Genomic DNA, 22,570 nt, shown 5'->3' with positions numbered 1-22,570 from the left:
GACCCAGAAAAATAACGATTGTGCCGCTCGAGACGGGGTGCTCAGTCGTCGTCGGTCGCGCCGATCGGCCCCGATGCGGCACCGAACAGCGACTGGGGTCGCTCTCTGCGCTCGCCGCCGTCACCGCGGGAGCCGAAGTCCGGGTCGAACAGCTGGAGTGCGGTGTTGATCGTCCGCCAGTCGTCCTCTTGGGCGGCCGCTCGGAGGCTCTTGGTCGGCGGCGCCAGGAGCTGGCTCACGAGCGAGTCGGCCATCGATTCGACGATGTCGCGCTGTTCGTCCGTGAGTTCGGCGCCGTTTGCGTCCTCGAGCCGGGAGACGGCGGTCTCGAGTTCCCGCGCTTTGATCCGTTCTGCGGACTCGTACATCGTCCCGATGACATCGTCGGCCCGGGCCCGCTTGTACTGACTCTGGAGGTGGTCGAACTCGCGTTCGATCATCGTTTCGACCGTCGCGGCCGCCTCGGAACGCTTGCCGTGGGTTCGCTGGGTGACCGTCTCGAGGTCGTCCAGATCGAAGACCGTCACCGGCTCTAACTCGGCCACGGCGGGGTCGACGTCGCGTGGCTGTCCGAGGTCGACGACGACCTGCTCGCGATCGCCGATGTGGCGTCGATCGAGCAGCGGTTCGTCGCTCCCGGTCGCGGTCACGATGACGGTCGCGCGCTCGGCGACCGTCTCGAGCGACCGGAGCGAGACGGCGCGTCCGTCCACGTCGAGCTCCTCGATCAGGTGCGTCGCGTGTGACACCGTCCTGTTCGCGACGACGAGTTCTGAGACGCCCGTCTCCGCGAGGTTTCGGGCGGCGAGTCGCCCCATCTCGCCGGCGCCGACGACGAGCCCCGTCGCCCCCTCGAGCGAGCGCTCACCCGTCGCGAGCCTGGCCGCCGCCGAGCCCAGTGAGACGACCCCCTCGTTGATCTTCGTCTCCGTTCGCGCGCGCTCGCCGACGTGGATCGCCTTCGTTACGGCCATCTCGAGCAGCGGTCCGATCCCGCCGGCGGTTCGCGCGTCTTCGTAGGCGCGTCGCACCTGCCCGATGATCTGGTCCTCGCCGAGGACGACCGACTCGAGCCCGCAGGCGACGCGAAGCAGGTGTTTCAGACTCTCGTCGTGGTCCGACCAGACGAGCGCGTCGCCGTCGGTCCCGTCGAAGAACTCGCCGATCGCCGCCCGTCCGACCGCGCTGTCGGTCGTGACGACGTAGACCTCGACGCGGTTGCACGTCGACAGGACCAGCGCCTCTTCGACCTCGGGAACCGAGAGGAAGTCGGCGACGCTACGCCGCTGGCTCTCGGGACTCGCGGCCGCCAGGTCGTCGACGGTCCCGCTCTCGTGGGTAATCCGCGCGCCGGTGACGACGCCAGCCGAATTCATCGCGGATCACCCCCTCTCGCACGTTCATCGTCCAGCACGTCCTCGATCACTTGGCTAGTGTTCGAAGTGCCAGTACGTAAAGCTGTCCAAGTCGCGGAATCGGAGACGACGTCGGAGACGATTGCTCGCCGCCGATCCGCGGGAATTCCCCGCCGTTTGAGTTCCGTTCGTACCGCCGCGAGCGCCGTCGCCATCTCGCTTGCACCCTCGAGCGTGTCCTCGAGTTCCCGTCGGAGGTGCTTGCTCAGCGCCGGCGCGGTGGCGCCGGTCGAGATCGAGACGACGACTTGTTCGTCCCGAACCGTCGCGGGTACGACGACGCTCCCGGGGTCGCGCTCGCCAGCTCGATCCGCGCGGTTGACGAGAATCCCTCGCTCGCGGGCTGTTTCGACGGCCGCCTCGTTGACCGTCTCGTCGTCGGTCGCGGCGACGACCAGCGCCGGCTCAAAGCGGTCGATCCACTCCGCGACCGCGTCCGAATCCGGTTCGGCGCGGACGAGGTCGACGCTGCCGGCCGCCGACTCGGCGTCGTCGGTCCCGTCCGGGGTGAACGGTTCGTCCGCGAATTCGGGACTCACGACGGTCACGTCCGCTTCCCGGGCGAACCGACGAGCCTTCCGCGCCCCGACTCGGCCGCCGCCGAAGACGAGGACCGGAACGTCCGCGAAGTCGTGTAGCAGTGGAATCATCTATCGGTGGCGTCCTGCGTCGTGTTCGCATCGGCTCGTTCGGCCAGCCGAATGCCGGTCTTCTTGAGAATCTCAGTCGAGAACAGCGTGTCCCAGTCGTCGCCTTCGACCGACCAGTGCTCGGCCATCGTCTCCCTGACCTGCTCGATCCGACGCTCGCTCTCCGCCTCGCTTCGCCCGTGTGTCATCGCGAAGAAGTTGTACGGCCAGACGCCCTCGTGGCGCGGGCGTTCGTAACAGTGGGTGACAAACGGGAGGCTGGCCACTTCGGGGCCGACGGTCGAGACGAGATCGTCGGGAACGTCCCAGACGGTCATCCCGTTTTCCGTATAGCCAAGTGCGTAGTGGTTCGGAACCACGCCGACCCGGCGGATCTTCCCTTCGAGGACGAACCGTCGTATCGTCTCGAGCACCCATGCGGTCTCCTGTCCGATCGTTTCTGCGACATCGCCATAGGGCGTTTCCGTCAGCGGAAGACCGCCCTGAACCTCGAGAATGAGGTCGCGTTCTGCCGGCGTGAGCGTCTCCCTCCCGTTCGGGGATACGTCGGGCCCGAGGTCGGAGCAGTCGATCCCTCGAGTTTCTCCGCCCGCATCCGAACCAGTTCGGTCGCGCTCGTCCCCAGCAGTCGTTCCGAACGGCCCGTCGACGTAGAACTTCGCTTCGACGCGGAACTCCTGCCGTTTCGGGAGGTTGTAGGTCTCCTGTCCGGTTTCGGCTTCGATCGCTTCGAGAACCTCCTCGACGCGACTGCTCACGGCTTCGCCGTTCGCCCGTTCCGAGGCGCGTCGCGCCTCGCGCTCTGCGACGCTGACGACGAACCACACGTTCAGATGGGGGTGTTCGCGCTCGTAGTTGTGAGCGACCTCGCGGCGGTCGTTGACGGCCTCGACGACCTCGTCGAATCGCTCCTCGGGGGCGTGCATGGCGACCAGCGTCGCCGCTCCGCCGATCTCCTGTGCGTTGACCAGCGGCCCGAACCGCGAGAGGACGCCGCGCTCGTCGAGGTCGCGAATCGTCTCGAGCACCGACTCGCCGGTCGTCTCGAGGCCGCGATCACGCATGGCGGACGCGGCGGGTTCGAACGGCCGCTCGGTGACCGGAAAGCCGCCCTGAAAGGCGTTGACGACCGCCCGTTCGTGCTCCGATAGATCGACGCTCGAAACCGCGTTCATATCGGTTCGTCAGGAGTCGTGTCACATAAGCCAATCGGCACTGTACGTGAACGGTTGCCAACCGAATTGCGACCGGACGTTACTCGCCCTCGACGCCGGTCACGTCGAATCCGAGGTCACGCACGTCTGACAGAATCGCCTCGTGGTCAGCGCTTGCTTCGTAGTAGATGACGATGTCGAAGCTGCCGTTTCGGAGGAGTTGCTGGCACTCCCAGACGAACTCCTCGTCCTCGAGAGTCAGCCCCTGGTGCTGGTTCGACGAATAGTCGGTGTCGTCGTTGCCGGAGTAGACGAAGCAGTCTTTCGGGTCGTGGCCCGCGTGCTCGGCGATGATATCGCCGACGTCGATCGTCGCCTGCATCATCTTCACGTCTTCCTGCCCGTCGTAGTCGGTGTGGACGACGGTCGCGTTGAGATCGATATCGCCCGGCTCGAGCAGCGCTTTCGTCCGCTGGTAGAGATCGTCGTCGATCGCGTCTGTCATTGGCGGAGACGAACCCCCGCGGACTCATAGCCGTCACGGTTCGGGGATGGGCCCGGTTGACTCGTTTTGGTATAAAACAGTTGCCACACGTATCATTGGTTCCGACTACCACACAAGACACATAGTGTCCGGTCCCCTCACAAAAGGTGATGAAGCGGTGGCTTCGCCGACGCGTCGATCGGGCCTACGAGCAACTCCTCTCGAGGGAAATCTCCGGTGCTCCCACCCACGTCGCCGTGATTCAGGACGGAAACCGACGGTACGCACGACAGCGCGGCGGCGACGCACCCGACGGCCACCGGGCCGGTGCGGAAACGACCGAACGCGTCCTCGAGTGGTGTCAGGATGTCGGCGTCGAGGAACTGACCCTCTATACCTTCTCGACGGAGAACTTCGAGCGGCCGGACGAGGAAAACGAAGAACTGTTCGATCTCCTCCGTGAGAAACTCTACGAGTTCGCCGATGCCGACCGCGTCCACGACAACGAGGTGTGCATCCGCGTCCTCGGTGACGTCGAGCGGCTCCCCGAACGCGTCCAGGACGCAGTCGAGTTCGCAGAGGAGCGAACCCGCGGCTACGATCGGTTCGTCCTCAACATCGCGCTCGCCTACGGCGGGCGCACGGAACTGCTCAGTGCGGTCCGAAGCGTCGCTCGAGACGTCGACGAGGGCGACATCGAACCCGAGGAGATCGACGTCGAAACGATCGAATCGCGTCTCTACGATCGGACGGTCAGGGACGTCGACCTGATCATCAGAACGGGAGGTGACGAGCGGACCTCGAACTTCCTGCCCTGGCACGCCAACGGCAACGAAGCCGCGGTCTTTTTCTGTACGCCCTACTGGCCGGAGTTCTCCAAGCCCGACTTCCTCCGCGGGATCCGCACCTACGAGCACCGCGAGGCCTCCTGGCGTCGCACCCGCGCTCGCCGCGCACTCGCGCTGCTCGGAGCCGTCAGCGAGCCCGAACTCTCGGAGGCGAAGTCGATCGTCGACCGATTCCGCGACTCACTTCCCACCGGCGAACGACCGGACGAAGACGAAGAGACAGATGGACTCGAGGCGGGCGGACCGACCGCGGATTGAGTCGAGACCCGCAGGCCAACTGCGGACTGAAACGTTCCGACCCCTCCAACTCGAGGAGATCCCAATCGCCGGAAACAGGCGTCGGTAACCGATCGAAACGTTGAATCGCCAACACCCGAAACGCTCGGATAGAATGGATCGGCGACTCTTCGCGATCGGACTCGCGGCGACCCTGCTCGGCGTCGCCGGACTCGGATACCTTCTGGTCACTGGCGTCTTACAGCACCCGAGCGACGCCGCCGATCAGTACAGACCAACCGATTTCGCCCTAATCGGCGGATTCTTCGTTTCGCTGGCCGTCGGCGTCGTCCTGACGTTTCGGTCGTACGTCGACCTCGATCGCAGCGATCGCTCCCCGGATAAATAACGGCGCTTGCGGACCCGAATCCTACTCGCCGAACCGACGGGAGCGATTTCGGAACTCGCGAACCGCACGGAGGAAGTCTCGCCGTCTAAAATCGCGCCAGTTGACGTCGGTGAAGTACAGTTCCGAGTAGACCGACTGCCAGATCATGAAATCCGAGAGCCGCTCGGCGCCGGTCTTGATGACGAGGTCGGGTTCGGAAGGAAAGATCAAGTGCTCTTCGACAGATTCATCGTCGATATCTTCGGGCTCGAGTTCGCCCTCGTCGACGCCAGTTGCGAGCGTTTGGACGGCGCTCGTAAACTCGTGTTTGCCGCCCAGACCGATACCGATCTGGATCGGCGCGTTCGCTGGGGTTCGATCGTCAGGCCCGCGAACCGCACTCTCTCGAGGCGTCTCGATCGTCTCGAGATCGTTGCGAAGCGTCGGTACCGCCGCGGCATCGAGGACGCTGACGTAGACGGTCACGCGGTTCGCGTACTCGAACGCCCACTCGAAGAACGCAGAGAGCGTCTGGTAGGCCCCCTTCTCGAGGAGGTCGCGTTCCGTAATGACGAGCGCGACGTGGTCGGGACCGTCGGCGTCGTAGCGACCGATCCGGTGTGTCAGGTATCGCTCGTACAGTCCCACGGCTGATGGTTTCGGTGCGAGATGCATACCGGTTTCGGGTTTCCGCACGAATCGATTCGTCCTCGTGCGGATACTGTGGCGGCCTGAGCCGTGACTGGTCACCCCAGCGGCCGCGAGTGCCGAACCGGTCGTAACAATTATCTCGATTGACATTCAGGTTTCGGTATGGGTAGCTCCGAGGTCGTCGTCGAGTCGGTGATCCGAACGGGCATCACGCTCGCGATCTTGTTTCTGGCCGTTCCACTCGGATGGTATCTGGGTGCTGGAACGGTCTCTGCGTTCACGCAGAACCACGTTTCCGGCGTTCTCGCCCTGCTCGGCTCGTCCGCCGCGGTGGCGATGGTCGGTCTCGGCCTCTATATCGTGGCCGAGGGAGCCGTTCCGTCGCCCCTCCGTCAGTACGTATCGGGTCGCCTTTGGCGGTGAGTAGCTCGAGCGTCGCTCGAGGACACCGGATTCCGCCGTGATCCCCTTGCTCTGCTCGAAACGTCCGCGAAGAAATCGGACTGGAGCCACCCTCTATCGGTTTATTTCACCGCCTACGTCGGTTCGGGAACCTTAAAGTAAACCCCACAGAAAGGGTCTGCTATCGTGACAGCACCCGTCTGGCGAGCTGGCGCATTCGCAGTGCTCTCGACGTTGTCGCTCGTCCTTCCGCTCTTCGGGCCGGAGATCGCGCTCATACTCGGTTCGGTGGTGATTCTGGGCGCGCTCGTCGTCACCGAGGGGCGACTCTTCGACCTCCTGGCGTATCCGGACGACTACGAAGACGGACGCCTCTACGGCGTCATCGCCTTCGTCTTCGGCGCCGGCATCCTCGGGTTTTTCACCACGGCGTTCTCGATGCCCGTCTCCGTGCTCGTCGGGACGGTGGTGCTGGTCGGTTACGGCAACCTCGCGGAGCGACTCGCTCGCCGTCGCTTCGACCAGGGGGTCCGCTCAGTCGCCGCGTTCTGTGTCGGGGGCGCCGTCGCCGGCGTCGCCGGTCAGATCGCGACCATCTCGATCGCAGGCGACCCGCTCGAGTCGGCACTCCCGGCGGTCCTCTTTCTGGCGGCCAGCGGCGTCCTCCTCGCGGCGCTGTTGCGGGACGTCCTCCTGCTGTACGACGATCCGGTTATCATGCTGTCGGTCGGCCTGCTGCTCTGGTTGCTCGCAGAGTTGCTCACAGATCCCGAGACGACGATCGGACCGGTCGAAATCCTCGCCGCCCTCGCGGTGACGATCGCGCTCGGTTACATCTCCTACGCGCTCGATACGGCTTCGATCGCCGGGATGCTGACCGGCGTCTTGCTCGGCCTGTTGACCATCGTCCTCGGCGGGTACGGCTGGTTCGTCGTCCTCATCTCCTTTTTCGGCATCGGCGGGCTCTCGACGAAGTTTCGATACGACGAGAAGGAGAGTCGCGGCGTCGCCGAGGACAACGACGGCGCTCGCGGCAGCGGGAACGTGCTCGGGAACTCCGCGGTCGGTCTCGCCGCGGTGCTTGGCTACGCTGCGAGTTCCGCTGGGATGATCCCCGCCGAGTCCGAACTGTTCCTGTTCGCTTTCGCGGGATCGGTCGCCGCCGCGATGAGCGACACGCTCTCGAGTGAGGTCGGGAGCGTCTTCGACGAGCCGCTTTTGATCACGACGCTCGAGCGGGTCGACCCCGGAACCGACGGCGGCGTGACCTGGCAGGGGACCCTCGCCGGCTTCGTCGGCTCGGCGATCGTCGCGGTCCTTTCGTTCGTCTTCTTCGCCGAAGTCGGTGCGATCGGCGCGGCGATCATCGCCGCCGCCGGCTTCGTCGGGATGCTCGTCGACAGCGTACTGGGGGCGACCCTCGAGGGGACGACGCTCGGCAATCAGGGCGTAAACTTCCTCGCCACGCTCAGCGGGGCGATTTTCTGCGCGTTGATCGTGTTGTCGATGGCGGCGCTCGCCTGATCTCGAGCGGTCGACGGAGTTGCCGTCGAGCAGGATTACGCAGCAAACGGATTTGGGATCGTTATTCATCGGTCGTCCCCCCTCGAGCGAACGGGACCACCGACTCGAAATCGTGAAAATAGACGACGCTGCCGTGCAGTAAGTAGTTCCGCTCCCGCTACCCGACGTCGGCCACGCTCGAGCAGGGGCTATTTCCCTGCGATCACGCCCGATCCGGCGGTTCTTCTGCCACCTCGTCGATGGCGTGAATTCGAACCGCGGTCGGTCGCTTCGTGAACTCGCCGAGCGCTCGAGCGATAATTCGCTCGACGCCGCGGTCGGTCGCCAGATCGAGCAGTCGCTGCTCGAGCACCGCGTCGAGAACGACCGTCGTCGGTTCGGCCTCACTTCCCTCGAGCGTCTCGTAGGCGTCGTCGGCAGGGGCCGTCTCGAGGGCGGTTCCGTCCGCGTCGATGAGGCGAACGGTACCGCTTCGTTCGCGAACGACCTCGTTGGCGTGCTCGTAGACGGTTTTCTGCCCGTTGCGTGCACTCTCACCCAGTTCGCTCGTCGCCGACTCGGCCGTCGTCGCGGCAGTTTTCACGTCGGCCTCGTCCCCGGTCGGGTTCGCGGGCGTCGGCGAGTCGGCGAGGCCGCCCGACGGCGCGCTCGATTCGGCTGCGTCCGCCGCCTCGAGGCCGTCGGGACGGGCGCTAGTTTCGGCTCGCCCCCCTCCCGTTGCCTGCTGATCGTCGCCCTCGAGCGGATCCGTTTCGGTTCGGCTCGGAACCGGCGGTGCGGGTTTCGCGCTTCCATCGGTCGCGGCGACGGCCTCCTGCGGTTCGTTCAGTTCGGAGATGGTCTCGTAGGGGACCTTGTTGCGCAACGCGGCGAACAGCTGGTGGTGGTCTAAGTCCTCGACCGATTTGTCCGCGGGCGCGAAGGTGACGTAATCCACCTCGCCGACCTGCGCGAGTTCCTCGAGGATGAGGTCGCCGCCACGATCGCCGTCGAGGAATGCGGTTACAGTTCGGTGTGTGGTAAGTTCCGCGACCGCCTCGGGGACGTTCGTTCCCTCGACGGCGATCGCGTTCTTGACGCCGTACTTCAACAGCGTGAGCACGTCGGAGCGGCCTTCGACGACGATGATCGCGTCGCTGTCCTGAACCCGAGGACCCGCTGGCAACCCCTCGAATTCGGTGATATCTTCGACGCGAACGTGCTGGCGGACCTCGGTGAGAATTTCCTCGGAGGTCATCACGGAGTCGTCGAACCCGGTCCGCAGGAGCTCTTTCGCGCGGTCGACGACCTCCTTTCGTTTGGCCGCCCGGACGTCTTCGATCCCGGTGATCTCGAGTGCGGCCCGACACGGACCGATGCGGGTGATCGTCTCGAGCGACGCCGCGAGGGTCGCGGTTTCGACCTTGTCGAGGCTGGTTGCGATCGTCAGCGTGCCGTGTGACTGGCCGTTGGTACTTGCGATTTCGACATCTATGCGACCGACTTTCTGCGACTGTTTGAGGTCGCGCAAATCGAGTTCGTCGCCGAGGAGCCCTTCGGTCTGGCCGAAGACGGCCCCGACGACGTCGCTTCGCTCGACGACCCCTTCGGCCGTGACGTCGGCGTGGATGAGATATTTCGACGTGTCTTCCATTGGAGATCCGCCCCGCGAGAGATGCGTTCAGAGGCTCGGAGACTCGTTACCGGAACGTACGTCCGACGACGGCAAATACCTGTTGACCTCGAGGCCCGGCGGCGTTCGGCCGGCCGTTCGTCGGATTCTGTCATACGGTCGTGACTCCGGCGGCGTCCAGTTGCCAGCGGTCGACGCGTCGATCAGTAGGACCGCCAGTACCAGTAGATCGTCACGCAGACCAGCACCGACAGCCCGCCCAGGAAAAAGAGCAGTCCCGGCGGCACGCTCGAGAACACCACGTCGGCGGTTTCGGCCACGTTGTCGCCGAATACGTCGCCGAGGATGCCCCCGTCGTCGGCGACCTCGTGTTCGCCCGTACCGGCACCGCCGTCCATGTTGTCGGCAGTGCCGGCGGCATCGTTCCCCTCGCTAGGTGCGGAATCGGCTCTGCTGTTATCTGTACCGTCGCCACGGACATCGTCGTTTCCGTTGGATCCGTCGTGCTGTGTGGTTCCGATGTCGCCGCCGGTACCCCCATCGTCGGCCGTCGATCCGTCGTTCGTCGTTCCGCCATCGCTCGAGGACCCGTCGTCGCCTGAGTGCTCGTCCATCGTTTCGGCGTCACCGCCAGCGTCTCCACTCGAGCCCCCGGCGTCGCCGCCGGAACTGTCGTCGCTTCCCCCCGCGGTACCCGCGTCGGCTCCGATCCCCGACGTCGCGTACTGCTGGAGTCCGTACTGGACGAGCAGGCTCCCGGCCGCGAGCGCGCCCACCCCGCCGAGGAACCGCGAGAGGGCGGTTCGAACCTTCGAGGCGGTCGACTCGTCGCTCGTGACGATCAGCGGCCCGTCGGCAGTCGCGTAGACGCTCATCTCGTTGCCCCGCGAGGAGTACCAGGTGTCGACGACCTCAACGAGGCCCGCGTCCTCGAGTTTTTCCAGATGGTAGCGAACGTTCTGGATCGAGGAGTCGACCGCCTCCGCGACATCGCTCGGGGTGCCGGGTTCCTCGGCCAGCCTCGAGTAAATCTCGCGGGCGGTCGAAGAGGAGAGCGCGCCGAAGACGGCGTCGGCGTCCTCGTCCTCAAGGTCGACGACCCGCGGTTCGTCCCCTGCGGATTGAGCGTCGGAACGCAGGGGGAACAGTCGGGCCATCGGTGTCTCAGATAGGGGTCTCTCGCCAACGGTTATACTCCTTTTCCTACCTGAAATGGGGATTTTACCTTCGAAAATCGCACGACGAGAGCGTTCCGTCGAATTGTATGAAAATATCTCTTCGACCCGCGGTATCGAATAGAAACTATTACCAACACGGGCGCTCGAGGGCGTGCTAATGAGTCGCATCGAACTCGTCGGGTGGGGAATCGTCGGGGTGGGCCTTGCCGCCTTCTCGGTCCCGTGGTTCCTCTGGGGAAACGAGACCGTCGTCGCCGGGCTTCCGGTCTGGCTCTGGTGGCACGTCGGATGGATGATGCTCACCGCGGTCGTCTTCTGGGTCTTCACGAAGCGCGCGTGGGGGATCGGAATCGAAGCCGACGTGGGTGATGTCCCGTGAGCCTCGCGATCCAACTGGGGATCATCGTGGGCTACCTGCTGCTCGCGCTGGTAATCGGCCTCCTCGCGTACCGACTGACCGACCGGACCGCCGAGGACTTCTACCTGGCGAGTCGAACCGTCGGGACCGTCGTCCTCCTGTTTACGACCTTCGCGACGCTGCTCTCTGCGTTCACCTTCTTCGCCGGGCCGAACATGGCCTACGCGTGGGGTCCGGAGTGGATCCTCGTGATGGGGTTGATGGACGGGATCATCTTCGCCGTCCTCTGGTACGTCGTCGGCTACAAACAGTGGCTGCTGGGCCAGCGCTACGACTACGTCACGCTCGGGGAGATGCTCGGCGACCGGTTCGCCTCGAGCGGCCTTCGCGGACTCGTCGCCGGAATCAGCCTCGTCTGGCTCTTTCCGTACGTCATGCTCCAGCAGGTCGGCGCGGGGACGGCCCTCGAGGCCCTGACCGATGGGGCAGTTCCCTACGCGATGGGTGCCGGACTCATTACGCTGTTTATGATCCTCTACGTCGTTGTCGCGGGCTTTCGCGGCGTCGCCTGGACCGACACGCTACAGGGCGCGTTCATGCTCCTGACGACCTGGCTCGCGTTCGTGTGGGTACTCGTCGCCGTCGGTGGCCTCGAAGCGGCGACCGGAACGCTCGGCGACTCGCCGGCGACGGCGGAATTCCTCGCGCTCGGTAGCGCCAACTACACGCCACAGTGGATGCTCTCGACGGCGATCACGATCGGCTTCGGCGTCGCGATGTTCCCGCAGGTGAACCAGCGGTTTTTCGTCGCGGGTTCCAAGCGGGTCGTCAAACGCTCGTTTGCACTCTGGCCGATCCTCTGCGTGTTGCTTTTCGTCCCGTCGTTCCTGCTCGGCGTCTGGGCGCGGGGACTCGGCCTCGAGATGGGCGAGAGTGGAAACATCCTCCCCGTTATCCTGAACGAATACACGCCGGTCTGGTTCGCCGCGGTGGTCATCGCCGGCGCGATGGCGGCGATGATGTCCTCCTCGGACTCGATGTTGCTCTCTGGCTCGTCCTATTTCACGCGAGACCTCTACCGGCCGTTCGTCGAGGCCGACCTCTCGGATCGACGCGAGGACCTGATCGCCCGCGCGGGCGTCGTCTGTTTTGCAGTCGCGACCTTCCTCGCAAGTCTCTACAACCCCGCGACGTTGTTCGAACTCGGTGACGCGGCCTTCGGCGGATTCGCGCAACTCGCGTTGCCGGTGATACTGGCCCTCTACTGGCGCAGGACGACCAGATCCGGCCTCATCGCGGGTATCGCCGGGAGTCAGGCGTTTTACCTCTCGAGTCTGTTCGTCCCACCGCTCCCCGGAAGCTACGCGGGGTGGACGGCTGGCGTCGTCGGCATGCTCCTCGGAGCCGCGCTCACCGTCACCGTTTCGTGGGCGACCACCTCGACAGTCGCGGACCGCCGGTCGCGGTACTTCGACGTCTCGAGCGACGACTGATCGACCGGGTGGGAACTCGAGTCGGTCCAGACGAACCCGCTCGAGCCGATCCGAAACCGCTCGAGAGATGATCCCGGAATCGAACCCGCTCGAGAGTCAGTAGCCGTCTTCCGGATCGGCGACGCCTTCGAACACCGAGTAGAGTACGACGAATCCAACCCCCACGATCGGGAGGAAGATGGCCGCCATGATCGTCGTGACGTGGAGCGTCAGCGGGGCGACGACCGCGTCGGCGATCGAGAGGTCCGCCGCGGGGTCGATCATCGGGTACAACTGCACGGCGAGAAAGCCGACGAAGACGACCGCCAGGCCGGCCGCCGATCCGAACGCGCCGCGGTCGGCGTCCAGTCGAGCGCCGGCGACGACCCCGAGCGAACAGACCGCGGTGGCCGCCGCGGCGAGGGCGACGACCTCGAGGGCGGCGCTCCCGACGGCGTACAGGACGCTTCCGGTGGCGGCGAAGCAGAGGGCGTAGACCGGCGTGGCGCCGGTCGCGTAGGTCACCATCTCCGCCCGGAGCGGATTGGTCGTTTTGACCGCGAGAAACGTCGCGCCGAGGACCAAACAGAGTCCGAGGAGGGTAACGCCGCCGGCGACCGCGACGGCGAGCGGGACCGCGCCGAACACCCACTGGACGACGAACGCGCCGAGGACGACCGGCGAGACGACGCTGCCCGCCACGAACGCGTAATCGCAGTAGCGTTTCCAGCGGTCGCCCTCGCGCTCCTCGCGAAGTTTGACACCGATGCCCCGGAGGATCACCCCCAGAAGCAAGAGGAATATCAGCAGGTAGTGACGCGAGAGGAGGTTCGCGTAGACGCTCGGGAACGCCGCGAACAGGACCGTCACGAACAGGACGAGCCAGACCTCGTTGGCCTTCCATATCGGCCCGAAGGCGGCGTGGAGGGTCTCGCGCTCGCGTTCGCTCTCTCGAGTACCATAGATGAGTCCGACGCCGAAGTCGAACCCGTCGAGGACGACGTAGATCGTGAGGACGCCGAACAACAGCCAGAACCACGCCTCTGGGAGCCACGCGACGGCGTAGGCGGGACTCGAGATCGGCTCAGTCATCCGCGGTCACCTCCGTCGGATCGGGGCGATCCGGCTCGTCGGTCGGACCGGATCGCTCGAGGACGTCCTTGCGTTCCGACGCGACGATCCCTCGACCGATGTACAGGAAGAGCCCAAGCAAGACGAGGTAGCCGACGGTAACGCCGACGAGCGAAAGCGTCGCCTCGAGCCCGTTCAGCGCGGGTGTGACGCCGTCGCTCGTCCGGAGCACGCCCTGGATGATCCACGGCTGGCGACCGATCTCGGTGACGTACCAGCCGGTGACGAGCGCGACGAACCCGAGCGGTGCCGAGAGCATCATCGCGAGGAGGTATCGCGGGCTCTCGGTCAGTTTGCCCCGGAGCCGGTTGTACGCCCCCCAGGCGCCGAGGCCGACGAACCAGAACCCGAGCCCGACCATGAGTCTGAACGACCAGAAGACGATCGCGACCGGCGGCGACTCGTACTCGATGTCGTTCAGCCCGGTCACCTCCGCCCCCGGATCACCCCCGCTGGCGAGGAACGACGCGAGGTGCGGAATGCTTATTTTGTAGAGGTTGTCGGCCCGCGGATCGGTGAACCCCTCAAGCGTCGTCGGAACCGCGATGAGGTGCAAGTCGGCGCCGCGTTCGGTTTCGTACTGAGCTTCCATCGCGGCGAACTTCTGGGGCTGGGTCTCGGCGACGTGTTCGCCGTACATGTCGCCCTGAACGACCTGAAAGACCGAGGTGAGTATCAGGACGACGACTGCGACTCGAAATGCCGTCTGCCAGGCTTCGGAGTCGCGGTTCTGCCAGAGGAAGTACGCGGCGACGCCGGCGACCAGCAGCGTGACCGAGACGATCGCCGCGTTCTGCATGTGGACGAACATCCACGGGAATCGCGGATTGAAAAACGCGGCGAGGGGGTCGGTCATCTGAACGATTTCGGTGCCGTTCTGACTGGCGAGTTCGTACCCTCGCGGCGTCTGCATCCACGAGTTGACGACGAGGATCCAGAAGGCAGAAAGCCACGCGCCGAGGGCGACGAAAAACGACGAGAGCGCGTAGAACCGGCCTGAGACGCGATCGCGGCCGAACAACAGGATTCCGAGGAAGATCGCCTCGAGGAAGAAGGCCATCTTCGCCTCGAACGAGAGCGGGCCGCCGATGAGTTCCCCCGCGACCGTCGAGAACGCGGAGAAGTTGGTGCCGAACAGAAAGCCCATCGGGATGCCGGTCACCGTCCCCATCACGAAGCCGACGGCGAAGACGTTGGTCCAGAACTCCCTGAGCTTTCGGTAGCGCTCCTCTCCGGTCCGGACCTCCTGAACGGTGAAATACACCAGGTACGGCCCGAGGCCGATCGACAGCGCGGCAAAGAGGATGTGGATCGTGATCGCGACGGCGAACTGCAGGCGGCTCGCGAGGACGGGATCGATCACCGCGACCACCCGTACGGGATCTCGTCAGCGGGGACCCGCCCGCTCGCAAGCGCAGGTTCGAACGTGGCACAACGCACGGCCGAACCCGGCTTCAGTGACACTCCCCTCGAGCGACGTGCCGGCGGGACGCGTGGTAGAGCCATCACCGGATGTTCGGCGGCCGTTTCAATCAGTCACGAGTCGATTCCCGTCGCCTGGAAATCGACGGAATCGTTTCCTCCCCATTGAAAATACGTGGACGCAAGACAGTTCGGCGTCGACGACGTTCTCGCGTCCGGCGCTCGAGCGGCCGACTCGAGCTATCGGTGGGGCCGGTACCCGCTTTTCTTGCGACGATGGGGGCGATACCGGCTTTTCCCGTACCGGTTGGGCCGGCGTGCACCGTCTTCCCCCGCGACGGGACCGATCGAGCCGCCGGTGGTTCGTACCGTCGCCGACGGAACCTCCGGGGATTCATAACGCCGCCGACGAACTGTAGCGTATGCAAACGCACATCGTCCCGGTCGGGTTCGACTACGACCGGCTGATCGCGCCGCTGGTCCGCGATCAGATAGATGTCGACCGGGTCGTCCTCCTCGAGGGGGCGGTCGGCAGCGAGGCCAACGTGGAGTACTCGAGACACCTCTCGAGCAAGCTCGAGGCGGATTTCGAGAACTTGCTCGGCGCGAGCACGGATCGGTTCGTCCTCGAGAACGTCTACGACTACGACGCGGCGTTCGAGCAGGCCTACGACCTGATAACGAACGAACTCGACTGCGGAAACGAGGTCTGGGTCAACATCGCCGCGATGCCCCGAACCGTGAGCTTCGCGTTCGCGAACGCGGCCCACTCGCTGATGGTCGAGCGCCAGGAGGAACGCGAGCAGATCCACACCTACTACACGGCCCCCGAGAAGTACCTCGAGACCGAACTCGCCGAGGAACTGCGCCGGCAGGCGACGCTGCTCGAGGAACTCCTCGAGGGAGCCGACGGCACCCGCCGAACCGACGCGGGACGGTCCGCGACGGCGGTCGACGACGACCGGATTGGGGAGCGACTCGAGAGCGCCCGCGACCTGCTCGCGGAGTTCGACGAGCGGGGAACGACGATCGGTGCGAAGGAGATCGACGGCTCGCACATCGTCGAACTGCCGGTGGCGTCGTTTTCGAACGTCAAGCCCTTCGAGGAGTTCATCCTTTACAAACTCGGCGAGGACGGCGAGTTCGACTCCGTCTCGGAACTGGCCGAGGCGCTGGCTCGAGAACTCAACGAGGAGTACACCGACAGCTTTCGCTCGAAGGTCATCTACAATGTCGACCGACTCGGCCCGGGCGGAAAAGGATACATCGAACGCGATCGAACACGGGGGGTCGGACGTCACCGTCTGGGTCGAACCGATAGAATCGGGCTTCGCAGTCGAGGACGATGGCCCCGGAATCCCACCTGCAGACTTCGACCGGATTTTCGAGGCCGGGTACTCTTCAGAACGTACCGGTACTGGTCTCGGTTTATCGATCGTCGAACAGATAGCTGAAGCGCATGGATGGAGTGTCCGTCCAACCGAGAACTCTGACGGTGGCGCACGGTTCGAAATCACCGATATCAGTCACCTCGAGTAACTGCGGCGCCCCATCTCACAGGAAGTCGTGATTCTCACTGCGACCGCAACTCGTTGCTCTTTCGTTCGTGATATCGCGTCAAAAGCCAGTGCCCGGGGAGGGCTCTCTAACTCAAGGGTTCAGAACCCTTATGGCCATTGGGAGAGTATAACTACCATGCCGACGGCAGACTACGAAGCAAAGGTCGACAGCGTGTTCGAGATGGTCGAAGAATCAGACACCATCCACCCCGAGAACGCCGACCTGCTCCGCGCTTACCGCCGAGACAAGGAACTCAACGGGATGAGCGCGGCGACACAACAGCGGAATCTCTCATACCTGAAAATCGTCGCCGAACACGTCGACAAGACCCGGTTTCAGGATATGGACACAGAAGACGTGAAAACACTGATCGAGTGGGTCCACGATCGGGATCTGGCCGATGCGACCGTCGAGACCTACAAGAAGGTTATCCGGCAGTTTTGGACCTGGATGAACAATGGCGATGCACCCGACGAAGTCGCCTGGCTCACCATCTCGTCCGACGCCTCCAGCGGGACACTACCACAAGACCTCCTCACCAAAAACGACATTGAAGATCAGATCGCTGCCGCGAAAAACCCGCGCGATAAGGCATTCATCGCAGTACTGTACGAAACTGGGGCGCGCATTGGCGAGCTCATCGATCTAACAATCGGAGACATCGAGGATCGTAAGCACGGCAAGAAAATCATCATCGACGGAAAAACCGGTGCCCGTCGGCTCCCGCTCGTGGAATCCGTTCCATATCTCAATAAGTGGCTGAACGCCCACCCGAACCCCCAGAAGAACGCTCCGCTGTGGTGTAAGATCCAGCAGGGCGATCCGGACGATCAGCTCGGCTACAATTACCTACGACAAAAGGTACTCCAGAAGAACATGGAGCGGGCGGACATCGATAAGCCCTCGAATCCCCACCACTATCGCCACTCGCGGGCGTCATACTTGGCCAACGAGATGACCGAAGCGCAGCTCTGCGAGTGGTTCGGTTGGGTTCAGGGCTCCGACGTGCCAGCCCGGTACGTCCATCTGAGCGGACGTGACATCGATAATGCGTACGATACGTTACACGGCCTCTACGAACCCGACGAAAACGAGGAGGAACCACAGATCATCGAATGCCCCCGCTGTGAGGAACTAAACGAACACGACGCCGCGTTCTGTATGCGTTGTGGGCAGGCGCTCGACATTGACGCAGCCGAAGAGCTCGAGCAGGCTGAGTCGAAGGTAACGAAGGTCTCGTCGGACACCGACGCGGCTCTCGCCATTCAGCTGGTCAAGGCTATCCGTGAGGACAAAGAAAATGTGGCCCAGTTCATCGAGCAGTTGGAATAATCGTGCGCAAATCGATTACCGTTGTTTGTAGATCTTGACGTAGCTACCGAGCACTTTGGTATAGGAGCATCAAATCGCGTGTGGTTACTGTCAGACGTTCTCCCATGCCTTCCAGCGGTCGGCCCCCACGTGGTGAGGCAACAACTTTAGAGCGGCTTCAGCAGTGGGCATCGCACCTTCGCCAAGCAATTCCAGCAGGGGTTTCTCCTCAAGATTCCAAAGTACTTCGCTGACCAGTTCGCCGCGGTTGGTCAACCTGAAGCCCCACGCCGAATCCTCGACGAGTCCATATTCTCCTCGGAGGAATCGAGATGTCCACCAAGACCACAGATTTTCCCCTCTGGTCCGCTTGGGTAGCTTCTCTCCCTCATGATTTTCAACGTAGTGAAAAATAACGCGGAGTTCCGCATCTTCTAACAACGCGAGGAGGGCTTCTCTTCTCGCTTCAAGCGACCGGTAGTCGTCGGCAAGTTCCTTTGGCACACTATCCTTGCCTTGACGTGCCATCTCTCTCTCCTTGATCGAATACTTCCCGTTGAGTGCCTGATTGAGTTCATCCAGCCCCTCGTGAAGTGGCTGTAGGGCGTCTGCGAGTACTCCTCGAACATTATTGCGGCCTTTACGTTGAGATTCCTGTTCCCACCGATTGAATAGGAGCGATAGTTGTTCCACCTCACGTTGGACTTTTGGGAGAACTTGATCGCTCCAGGTCCAGCGGCCACCAGGCTGTTCGCGAACGCGACAGTGGTATGCCTCAATTCGTTCGAGATCTTGGTATATTATCTCGAGTATTTCGCGGAGTTCCTCCGGCGATGCGATCTCGGTCTTCAAACGCGATTTTGCCTCCGAGGGGTCTCTGACCTCATCCAAATCTGTTCTATTAGGTTTGTCAAAAGCTGTCGTTGACACCCGATACGCGTCGACCAGTTTTCTCTCGGGCTCCCAGAGGAAGCCAGGACTTCGTTTACTCATACTTAAAGGGCATATCTGGATTAGGTTGTGTATTTACACAGTATGGGGGTATAAAAGCGTTGGTAATGCCTGGCGCCCTACGCCAATATATGAAGGTCACTCTCCCAATCCGTCGCGATGGGCGCGTGGTGATCCCACGCCCTATCCGGGATAATTTTGACCTCGACTATGGCGACCTCGTTGAACTCGATGTTCGTCCCATTGACGGAGGGAAATCCGATGACTGATGGGCCAACCACAGATGAACTCCGACTCGTCGCTCAACACGGCAGTGGCGACATCCAGCGTATGCTGGCTATCGTCGAACTGGCGAGACGCCGAGATCGCCTCGAGGAGCTCCGTGAATTCGTTGAGGACTAAATTGTGGTTAGAAATGAACCCGCGGACGTTAGAGGCGTCCGCCACGACCAATGCGAGGATACATGCGGTGGTTGCCATGGTTGATTTCGGCGATCGGGCAAATTACGGTTGCCCCTCCTGCGACAGGTCAACTCTCATTACATCGCCCGATCAGGCTACTGACTTTGTCTGTACCGACTGTGGCTTGCAGATCAGTGAACAAGGTGGGGAAGGATGATTGACGAGCGGCCGGCCCGCCCAGAGCCCCTCCCGTTCGTCCGAGAGTCCATCCCCGACACGCTCGCGGAGCGCGGCCAATGGGTCGCCTGGCGGTATTACTTCGATACCGATCGCAACAAGTGGACAAAGATGCCAATCGACGTGACGACCGGTCGGTTCGCCAAATCCACTGATCCCGAGACATGGACATCGTTCGACGACGCGCTCGAGTATCACCGACGTGACGATACCGACACGGACGGACTCGGATTCGTCGTCTCAGATGACGACCTGTTCGTCGGAATTGACCTTGACGATGTCCGCGACCCAGAGACGGGCGATCTCGAAGCGTGGGTCAACGACATGGTCGAGGCTATCCCGACCTACGCCGAGGTGTCTCCGAGCGGGACCGGCGTACGACTGTTCGGATTAGGATTCGTTCCCGACGGTGGGAACCGGGCAGATGTCGACGACGCCGACGGGCATCTCGAGATGTACGACACCGGTCGCTATCTCACCGTGACCGGCCACAAGATCGACGGCTCTCCCGATGACGTCGAGCAGGTGAACAACGCGGTCAGCCAGGTTCACGCTCAGTATATCGCCGACGACGAATCAGACTATAGCTCGGCGAAGACGGACGATGACTGCGGTGCAGAAGGCCGTTCTTCGGGACTAAACCCTGGGAGTGACGGTCGCGAAACAGGGTCGCACGATCTCACCGACGAGCAGATTGTCCAGAAGGCCATGAACGCGGAGAACGGCGACAAGTTCACCAGGCTGTGGCGCGGTGATAGTTCCGGCTACTCGAGTCACAGCGAAGCCGACTGTGCGCTGGTGAGTCTGTTGGCGTTCTGGTCGGGCGGCAATCGTCAGCAGATCGACCGGCTATTTCGACAGTCGGGGCTCTATCGCGAGAAATGGGAGCGCGAAGACTACCGCGAGGCGACGATCTCGAGGGTACTCGACGGACGGACTGAATTCTATGAACCAAGCGCGGCGATCGAATGTCCGTCCGAACCTGTGGACGCTGCCGACGCGTGGCGACTCGCCAGTGAGCTGTTTGCCGACGACGAGACACCGACTGGCGAAGCGATTCAACGGGCGGCTGACGCGATCACGGTCGACTTCGATCTGCTCACCGTTGAGGACGACAACACGATGCGTCGGTTCGACGCGGAGCATGGGGTGTTCGTCGACGACGCCGATGCTCGAGTACACGAGCGACTCGCCAACCGACTCGGCAGCCAGTTCTCGACCCACCGCCACCGAGAAGTGTGCTCGACGCTTCAAGCACGGACCTACGTCCGCCAAGATACTCTGGATGCCGATCCATGGCAACTCCCAGCGGCGAACGGCGTGGTTGACCTCCATCCACTCGAGGACGGTCCGACCGACGTGGCCGACCTTGAGTACCGCCCAGCTCGACCAAGCGATCGGCTCATACGGACGATCGCCGCACCCTTCGACCCGGCCGCCGAGTGTCCAGCGTGGCTCGACTTCCTCGACTCCGTGACGGGTTCCGATCGCGACCAGCGACTTCTGCAAGAGTTTGTGGGCTATGCGCTCTACCACTGGGGGTTTCCGTATCAGAAGGCAGTTTTTCTCACTGGTCCAACCGACTCGGGGAAATCGACCTTCATCAACACCGTACTCGATCTCCTTGGCCCCGACATGACGACGAAGGCGACGCTGCAGCAGTTGACTAACACGAGATTCCACAGCTACCGACTCGAAGATACGTGGGTGAACGCGGCGAATGACATCCCAACCGATATCGTCGAGAGCAGTGGGACATTCAAATCGCTCACCGGCGACGACAAGCACACCGTCGAGGCAAAAGGTCGCGATCCCTACGACATCGAGCCACAGGCGAAACTGCTGTTCTCCGCGAATCAGCTACCGGAGGTGCAGGATGCCGACGATGCATTTTTCAATCGCGTGATTCTGGTCGAATTCCCGACGACGATCCCACCCGAGGACCAAGATACCCGACTCGGAGCGAAGCTTGCCGATGAGCATGCCGGGATTTTGAACTGGGCACTCGATGGGCTTGGCGATCTGCTCTACCGCGACGCCTTCGGCGACGATGATCCCGAAACGACTCGGTCCCGGTGGCGGTTCCAAGGGAGTCTCCTCGATCGGTTCATCTCTGGCGCACTCGAACCCGACCATGGCTCGCGGACGGCCGTGAGCGACGTCTACGACGCGTACGTGGAAGCGTGCGAAGACGTCGGCGAGACGCCTACTGCAACAAAGAAGGCGCTTACCACTCGCGTCATTGGCGCGTACGACAGCGTCGAGCGTGGTAATCACAGCCCGATCGGGCGACACTACGTGAATCTGCGACTACTCCCAAAAGACGAGTGGTTCGGCGGACTCTCATAGATCTGCCACACGAAATACAACGGTGTACAACGAGAGTTGTTTTGCGACTGTTGTCCGTTAGAGCGCCGCTGCCGCTTGAATTCCACACGATCGTCTGGTTACACAACGGATACAACACTTGGTAGGTGTTCTCGCGCGTAAGAGAGGAGAAAAGACCTCATCTACGGGTGTATGCAGTGAAGTGAGTCAGAACCGTGGTATCTGTTGTGCATCTGGCCGAGCCACCCGAAACTGGTCGGTATAGAATCGCTCGTACACTCCGATTTTCAAATCAATCCGTTGCAGTCCGTTGTATCGGCTTCGACGATCTCCGATAATCGAACAGAGGTAGACAGTACGACCTCCCCAGATACAGGTTTCTCGAAGCGTTGTATCCGCCGTCGACGTTCGACCCCTGTTCCACGCTCCTGACGTAAGTGGTCAGTCGAACGCCTGTTGGTCCTGGCCCATTGGGAATCTAAATAAAAACCAATGATAGCGACGGATAAAAAGACAATATGACACCGTAGATCGGCTGATGGACGAACGAAATCCGTCGTGTGACAAGTGAGTTGGATTAGAACTACTGCGCGTCAGTTCGCCAGCGATAAATATTTGCAATCCGCGTATCAAACCTCGAAATCGCTATATTCGACCGAGTGAAGCAATAGTGGTGGTACATTCTCTTAAAATATACTTATATCAACTAATTAGAAATTATATAATAATCGCTGTCACTTCGTTTTGTTTAGTATACCATAACGGCTATTTCTGCCTAACTCAACTGCCAGAACGGACTACTATTAGCAGGACCCAACTCAGAAATTACGGTCATACTAATGTAAATACAATCTCCTCACAAATGGGGTTCGTTGT

General features: G+C 62.5%; 21 protein-coding genes and 1 pseudogene. 12 read left to right on the top strand and 10 right to left on the bottom strand.

Going from position 1 to position 22,570, the window contains the following annotated elements:
* Positions 1-41: 41 nt before the first annotated feature.
* The 4 genes from hemA to EL22_RS01435 form a co-directional block, all read right to left on the bottom strand.
* Positions 42-1,376 carry a glutamyl-tRNA reductase gene (gene hemA, locus EL22_RS01450; protein WP_050049816.1) on the bottom strand — a complete coding sequence of 445 codons (1,335 nt, stop codon included), beginning with the start codon at positions 1,374-1,376 and terminating at the stop codon, positions 42-44.
* Positions 1,373-2,065 (bottom strand): bifunctional precorrin-2 dehydrogenase/sirohydrochlorin ferrochelatase, encoded by a 693-nt coding sequence (locus EL22_RS01445; protein ID WP_050049815.1) that lies wholly within the window; start codon positions 2,063-2,065, stop codon positions 1,373-1,375. The genes hemA and EL22_RS01445 overlap by 4 nt, the downstream gene beginning before the upstream one ends.
* Entirely contained in the window at positions 2,062-3,240 is a 1,179-nt protein-coding gene (locus EL22_RS01440) for an Lrp/AsnC family transcriptional regulator (protein WP_050049814.1), read from the bottom strand. The genes EL22_RS01445 and EL22_RS01440 overlap by 4 nt, the downstream gene beginning before the upstream one ends.
* Positions 3,241-3,319: 79 nt before the next feature.
* Positions 3,320-3,724, bottom strand: coding sequence for a DUF5778 family protein (locus EL22_RS01435; protein ID WP_050049813.1), 405 nt, complete (start codon positions 3,722-3,724; stop codon positions 3,320-3,322).
* Between the two features lie 149 nt (positions 3,725-3,873).
* Here EL22_RS01435 and uppS point away from each other — a divergent pair, with 149 nt between their 5' ends.
* Both uppS and EL22_RS01425 read left to right on the top strand, forming a co-directional pair.
* Entirely contained in the window at positions 3,874-4,809 is a 936-nt protein-coding gene (gene uppS, locus EL22_RS01430) for a polyprenyl diphosphate synthase (RefSeq protein ID WP_050049812.1), read from the top strand.
* 133 nt (positions 4,810-4,942) lie between these two features.
* A complete protein-coding gene (locus tag EL22_RS01425; protein WP_050049811.1) occupies positions 4,943-5,176 on the top strand; it encodes a hypothetical protein in 234 nt (77 codons plus the stop codon).
* Between the two features lie 21 nt (positions 5,177-5,197).
* On the opposite strand, the gene EL22_RS01420 is transcribed toward EL22_RS01425, so the two are convergent.
* Positions 5,198-5,803 carry an undecaprenyl diphosphate synthase family protein gene (locus EL22_RS01420; protein WP_050049810.1) on the bottom strand — a complete coding sequence of 202 codons (606 nt, stop codon included), beginning with the start codon at positions 5,801-5,803 and terminating at the stop codon, positions 5,198-5,200.
* A 165-nt stretch (positions 5,804-5,968) separates the two neighbouring features.
* Between EL22_RS01420 and EL22_RS01415 the strand changes: the two genes are divergently transcribed.
* Both EL22_RS01415 and EL22_RS01410 read left to right on the top strand, forming a co-directional pair.
* On the top strand, positions 5,969-6,229 hold the full coding sequence (locus tag EL22_RS01415) for a hypothetical protein (RefSeq protein ID WP_050049809.1): 261 nt from the start codon (positions 5,969-5,971) through the stop codon (positions 6,227-6,229).
* Positions 6,230-6,394: 165 nt separating this feature from the next.
* Complete coding sequence (locus tag EL22_RS01410) at positions 6,395-7,732, top strand: DUF92 domain-containing protein (protein ID WP_050049808.1); 1,338 nt, start codon at positions 6,395-6,397, stop codon at positions 7,730-7,732.
* A 202-nt stretch (positions 7,733-7,934) separates the two neighbouring features.
* On the opposite strand, the gene dnaG is transcribed toward EL22_RS01410, so the two are convergent.
* Complete coding sequence (dnaG, locus tag EL22_RS01405; protein ID WP_050049807.1) at positions 7,935-9,365, bottom strand: DNA primase DnaG; 1,431 nt, start codon at positions 9,363-9,365, stop codon at positions 7,935-7,937.
* A 182-nt stretch (positions 9,366-9,547) separates the two neighbouring features.
* Entirely contained in the window at positions 9,548-10,501 is a 954-nt protein-coding gene (locus EL22_RS01400; protein ID WP_050049806.1) for a helix-turn-helix domain-containing protein, read from the bottom strand.
* A 178-nt stretch (positions 10,502-10,679) separates the two neighbouring features.
* Here EL22_RS01400 and EL22_RS01395 point away from each other — a divergent pair, with 178 nt between their 5' ends.
* Both EL22_RS01395 and EL22_RS01390 read left to right on the top strand, forming a co-directional pair.
* Positions 10,680-10,901: a DUF3311 domain-containing protein gene (locus EL22_RS01395; protein WP_050049805.1), complete on the top strand. Its 222-nt coding sequence runs from the start codon at positions 10,680-10,682 to the stop codon at positions 10,899-10,901.
* Positions 10,898-12,373 carry a sodium:solute symporter gene (locus EL22_RS01390; RefSeq protein WP_050049804.1) on the top strand — a complete coding sequence of 492 codons (1,476 nt, stop codon included), beginning with the start codon at positions 10,898-10,900 and terminating at the stop codon, positions 12,371-12,373. Before EL22_RS01395 ends, EL22_RS01390 begins: the two co-directional genes overlap by 4 nt.
* A gap of 96 nt (positions 12,374-12,469) precedes the next feature.
* On the opposite strand, the gene EL22_RS01385 is transcribed toward EL22_RS01390, so the two are convergent.
* Positions 12,470-13,444 carry a cytochrome d ubiquinol oxidase subunit II gene (locus tag EL22_RS01385; protein WP_050049803.1) on the bottom strand — a complete coding sequence of 325 codons (975 nt, stop codon included), beginning with the start codon at positions 13,442-13,444 and terminating at the stop codon, positions 12,470-12,472.
* On the bottom strand, positions 13,437-14,846 hold the full coding sequence (locus tag EL22_RS01380; RefSeq protein ID WP_050049879.1) for a cytochrome ubiquinol oxidase subunit I: 1,410 nt from the start codon (positions 14,844-14,846) through the stop codon (positions 13,437-13,439). The genes EL22_RS01385 and EL22_RS01380 overlap by 8 nt, the downstream gene beginning before the upstream one ends.
* A 234-nt stretch (positions 14,847-15,080) precedes the next feature.
* Here EL22_RS01380 and EL22_RS01375 point away from each other — a divergent pair, with 234 nt between their 5' ends.
* The 4 genes and pseudogenes from EL22_RS01375 (at position 15,081) to EL22_RS01365 (ending at position 17,797) form a co-directional block, all read left to right on the top strand.
* Complete coding sequence (locus tag EL22_RS01375; RefSeq protein ID WP_050049802.1) at positions 15,081-15,305, top strand: hypothetical protein; 225 nt, start codon at positions 15,081-15,083, stop codon at positions 15,303-15,305.
* Positions 15,306-15,327: 22 nt separating this feature from the next.
* Positions 15,328-16,242, top strand: a pseudogene (locus EL22_RS01370) (DUF6293 family protein); the annotation flags it as partial.
* The gene (locus EL22_RS15815; RefSeq protein ID WP_082146639.1) at positions 16,136-16,444 is read left to right on the top strand and encodes a sensor histidine kinase KdpD; all 309 of its coding nucleotides are present in this window, start codon (positions 16,136-16,138) and stop codon (positions 16,442-16,444) included. The pseudogene EL22_RS01370 and the gene EL22_RS15815, both read left to right, overlap by 107 nt.
* Before the next feature lie 156 nt (positions 16,445-16,600).
* Positions 16,601-17,797 (top strand): site-specific integrase, encoded by a 1,197-nt coding sequence (locus EL22_RS01365; RefSeq protein WP_082146638.1) that lies wholly within the window; start codon positions 16,601-16,603, stop codon positions 17,795-17,797.
* A 90-nt stretch (positions 17,798-17,887) separates the two neighbouring features.
* On the opposite strand, the gene EL22_RS01360 is transcribed toward EL22_RS01365, so the two are convergent.
* The gene (locus EL22_RS01360) at positions 17,888-18,769 is read right to left on the bottom strand and encodes a hypothetical protein (protein WP_156184025.1); all 882 of its coding nucleotides are present in this window, start codon (positions 18,767-18,769) and stop codon (positions 17,888-17,890) included.
* A 219-nt stretch (positions 18,770-18,988) separates the two neighbouring features.
* On the opposite strand from EL22_RS01360, the gene EL22_RS01355 reads away from it, so the two are divergent.
* Positions 18,989-19,129: a hypothetical protein gene (locus tag EL22_RS01355; protein ID WP_156184024.1), complete on the top strand. Its 141-nt coding sequence runs from the start codon at positions 18,989-18,991 to the stop codon at positions 19,127-19,129.
* Between the two features lie 213 nt (positions 19,130-19,342).
* Entirely contained in the window at positions 19,343-21,715 is a 2,373-nt protein-coding gene (locus EL22_RS01350) for a phage/plasmid primase, P4 family (RefSeq protein ID WP_050049799.1), read from the top strand.
* Positions 21,716-22,570 lie beyond the last annotated feature (855 nt).

It is taken from the genome of Halostagnicola sp. A56 (assembly GCF_000691505.1).
In the GTDB taxonomy this organism is placed as follows: Archaea; Halobacteriota; Halobacteria; order Halobacteriales; family Natrialbaceae; genus Halostagnicola.
Note: the sequence above shows the minus strand (reverse complement) of the source record. Positions and strands in the feature narration are given on the sequence as shown.

Bases quoted from the DNA above. Each gene is read 5' to 3' on its own strand.
- hemA (WP_050049816.1), bottom strand. From the start codon at position 1,376: ATGAATTCGGCTGGCGTCGTCACCGGCGCGCGGATTACCCACGAGAGC.
- EL22_RS01445 (WP_050049815.1), bottom strand. From the start codon at position 2,065: ATGATTCCACTGCTACACGACTTCGCGGACGTTCCGGTCCTCGTCTTC.
- EL22_RS01440 (WP_050049814.1), bottom strand. From the start codon at position 3,240: ATGAACGCGGTTTCGAGCGTCGATCTATCGGAGCACGAACGGGCGGTC.
- EL22_RS01435 (WP_050049813.1), bottom strand. From the start codon at position 3,724: ATGACAGACGCGATCGACGACGATCTCTACCAGCGGACGAAAGCGCTG.
- uppS (WP_050049812.1), top strand. From the start codon at position 3,874: ATGAAGCGGTGGCTTCGCCGACGCGTCGATCGGGCCTACGAGCAACTC.
- EL22_RS01425 (WP_050049811.1), top strand. From the start codon at position 4,943: ATGGATCGGCGACTCTTCGCGATCGGACTCGCGGCGACCCTGCTCGGC.
- EL22_RS01415 (WP_050049809.1), top strand. From the start codon at position 5,969: ATGGGTAGCTCCGAGGTCGTCGTCGAGTCGGTGATCCGAACGGGCATC.
- dnaG (WP_050049807.1), bottom strand. From the start codon at position 9,365: ATGGAAGACACGTCGAAATATCTCATCCACGCCGACGTCACGGCCGAA.
- EL22_RS01400 (WP_050049806.1), bottom strand. From the start codon at position 10,501: ATGGCCCGACTGTTCCCCCTGCGTTCCGACGCTCAATCCGCAGGGGAC.
- EL22_RS01395 (WP_050049805.1), top strand. From the start codon at position 10,680: ATGAGTCGCATCGAACTCGTCGGGTGGGGAATCGTCGGGGTGGGCCTT.
- EL22_RS01385 (WP_050049803.1), bottom strand. From the start codon at position 13,444: ATGACTGAGCCGATCTCGAGTCCCGCCTACGCCGTCGCGTGGCTCCCA.
- EL22_RS15815 (WP_082146639.1), top strand. From the start codon at position 16,136: ATGTCGACCGACTCGGCCCGGGCGGAAAAGGATACATCGAACGCGATC.
- EL22_RS01365 (WP_082146638.1), top strand. From the start codon at position 16,601: ATGCCGACGGCAGACTACGAAGCAAAGGTCGACAGCGTGTTCGAGATG.
- EL22_RS01360 (WP_156184025.1), bottom strand. From the start codon at position 18,769: ATGAGTAAACGAAGTCCTGGCTTCCTCTGGGAGCCCGAGAGAAAACTG.
- EL22_RS01355 (WP_156184024.1), top strand. From the start codon at position 18,989: ATGACTGATGGGCCAACCACAGATGAACTCCGACTCGTCGCTCAACAC.
- EL22_RS01350 (WP_050049799.1), top strand. From the start codon at position 19,343: ATGATTGACGAGCGGCCGGCCCGCCCAGAGCCCCTCCCGTTCGTCCGA.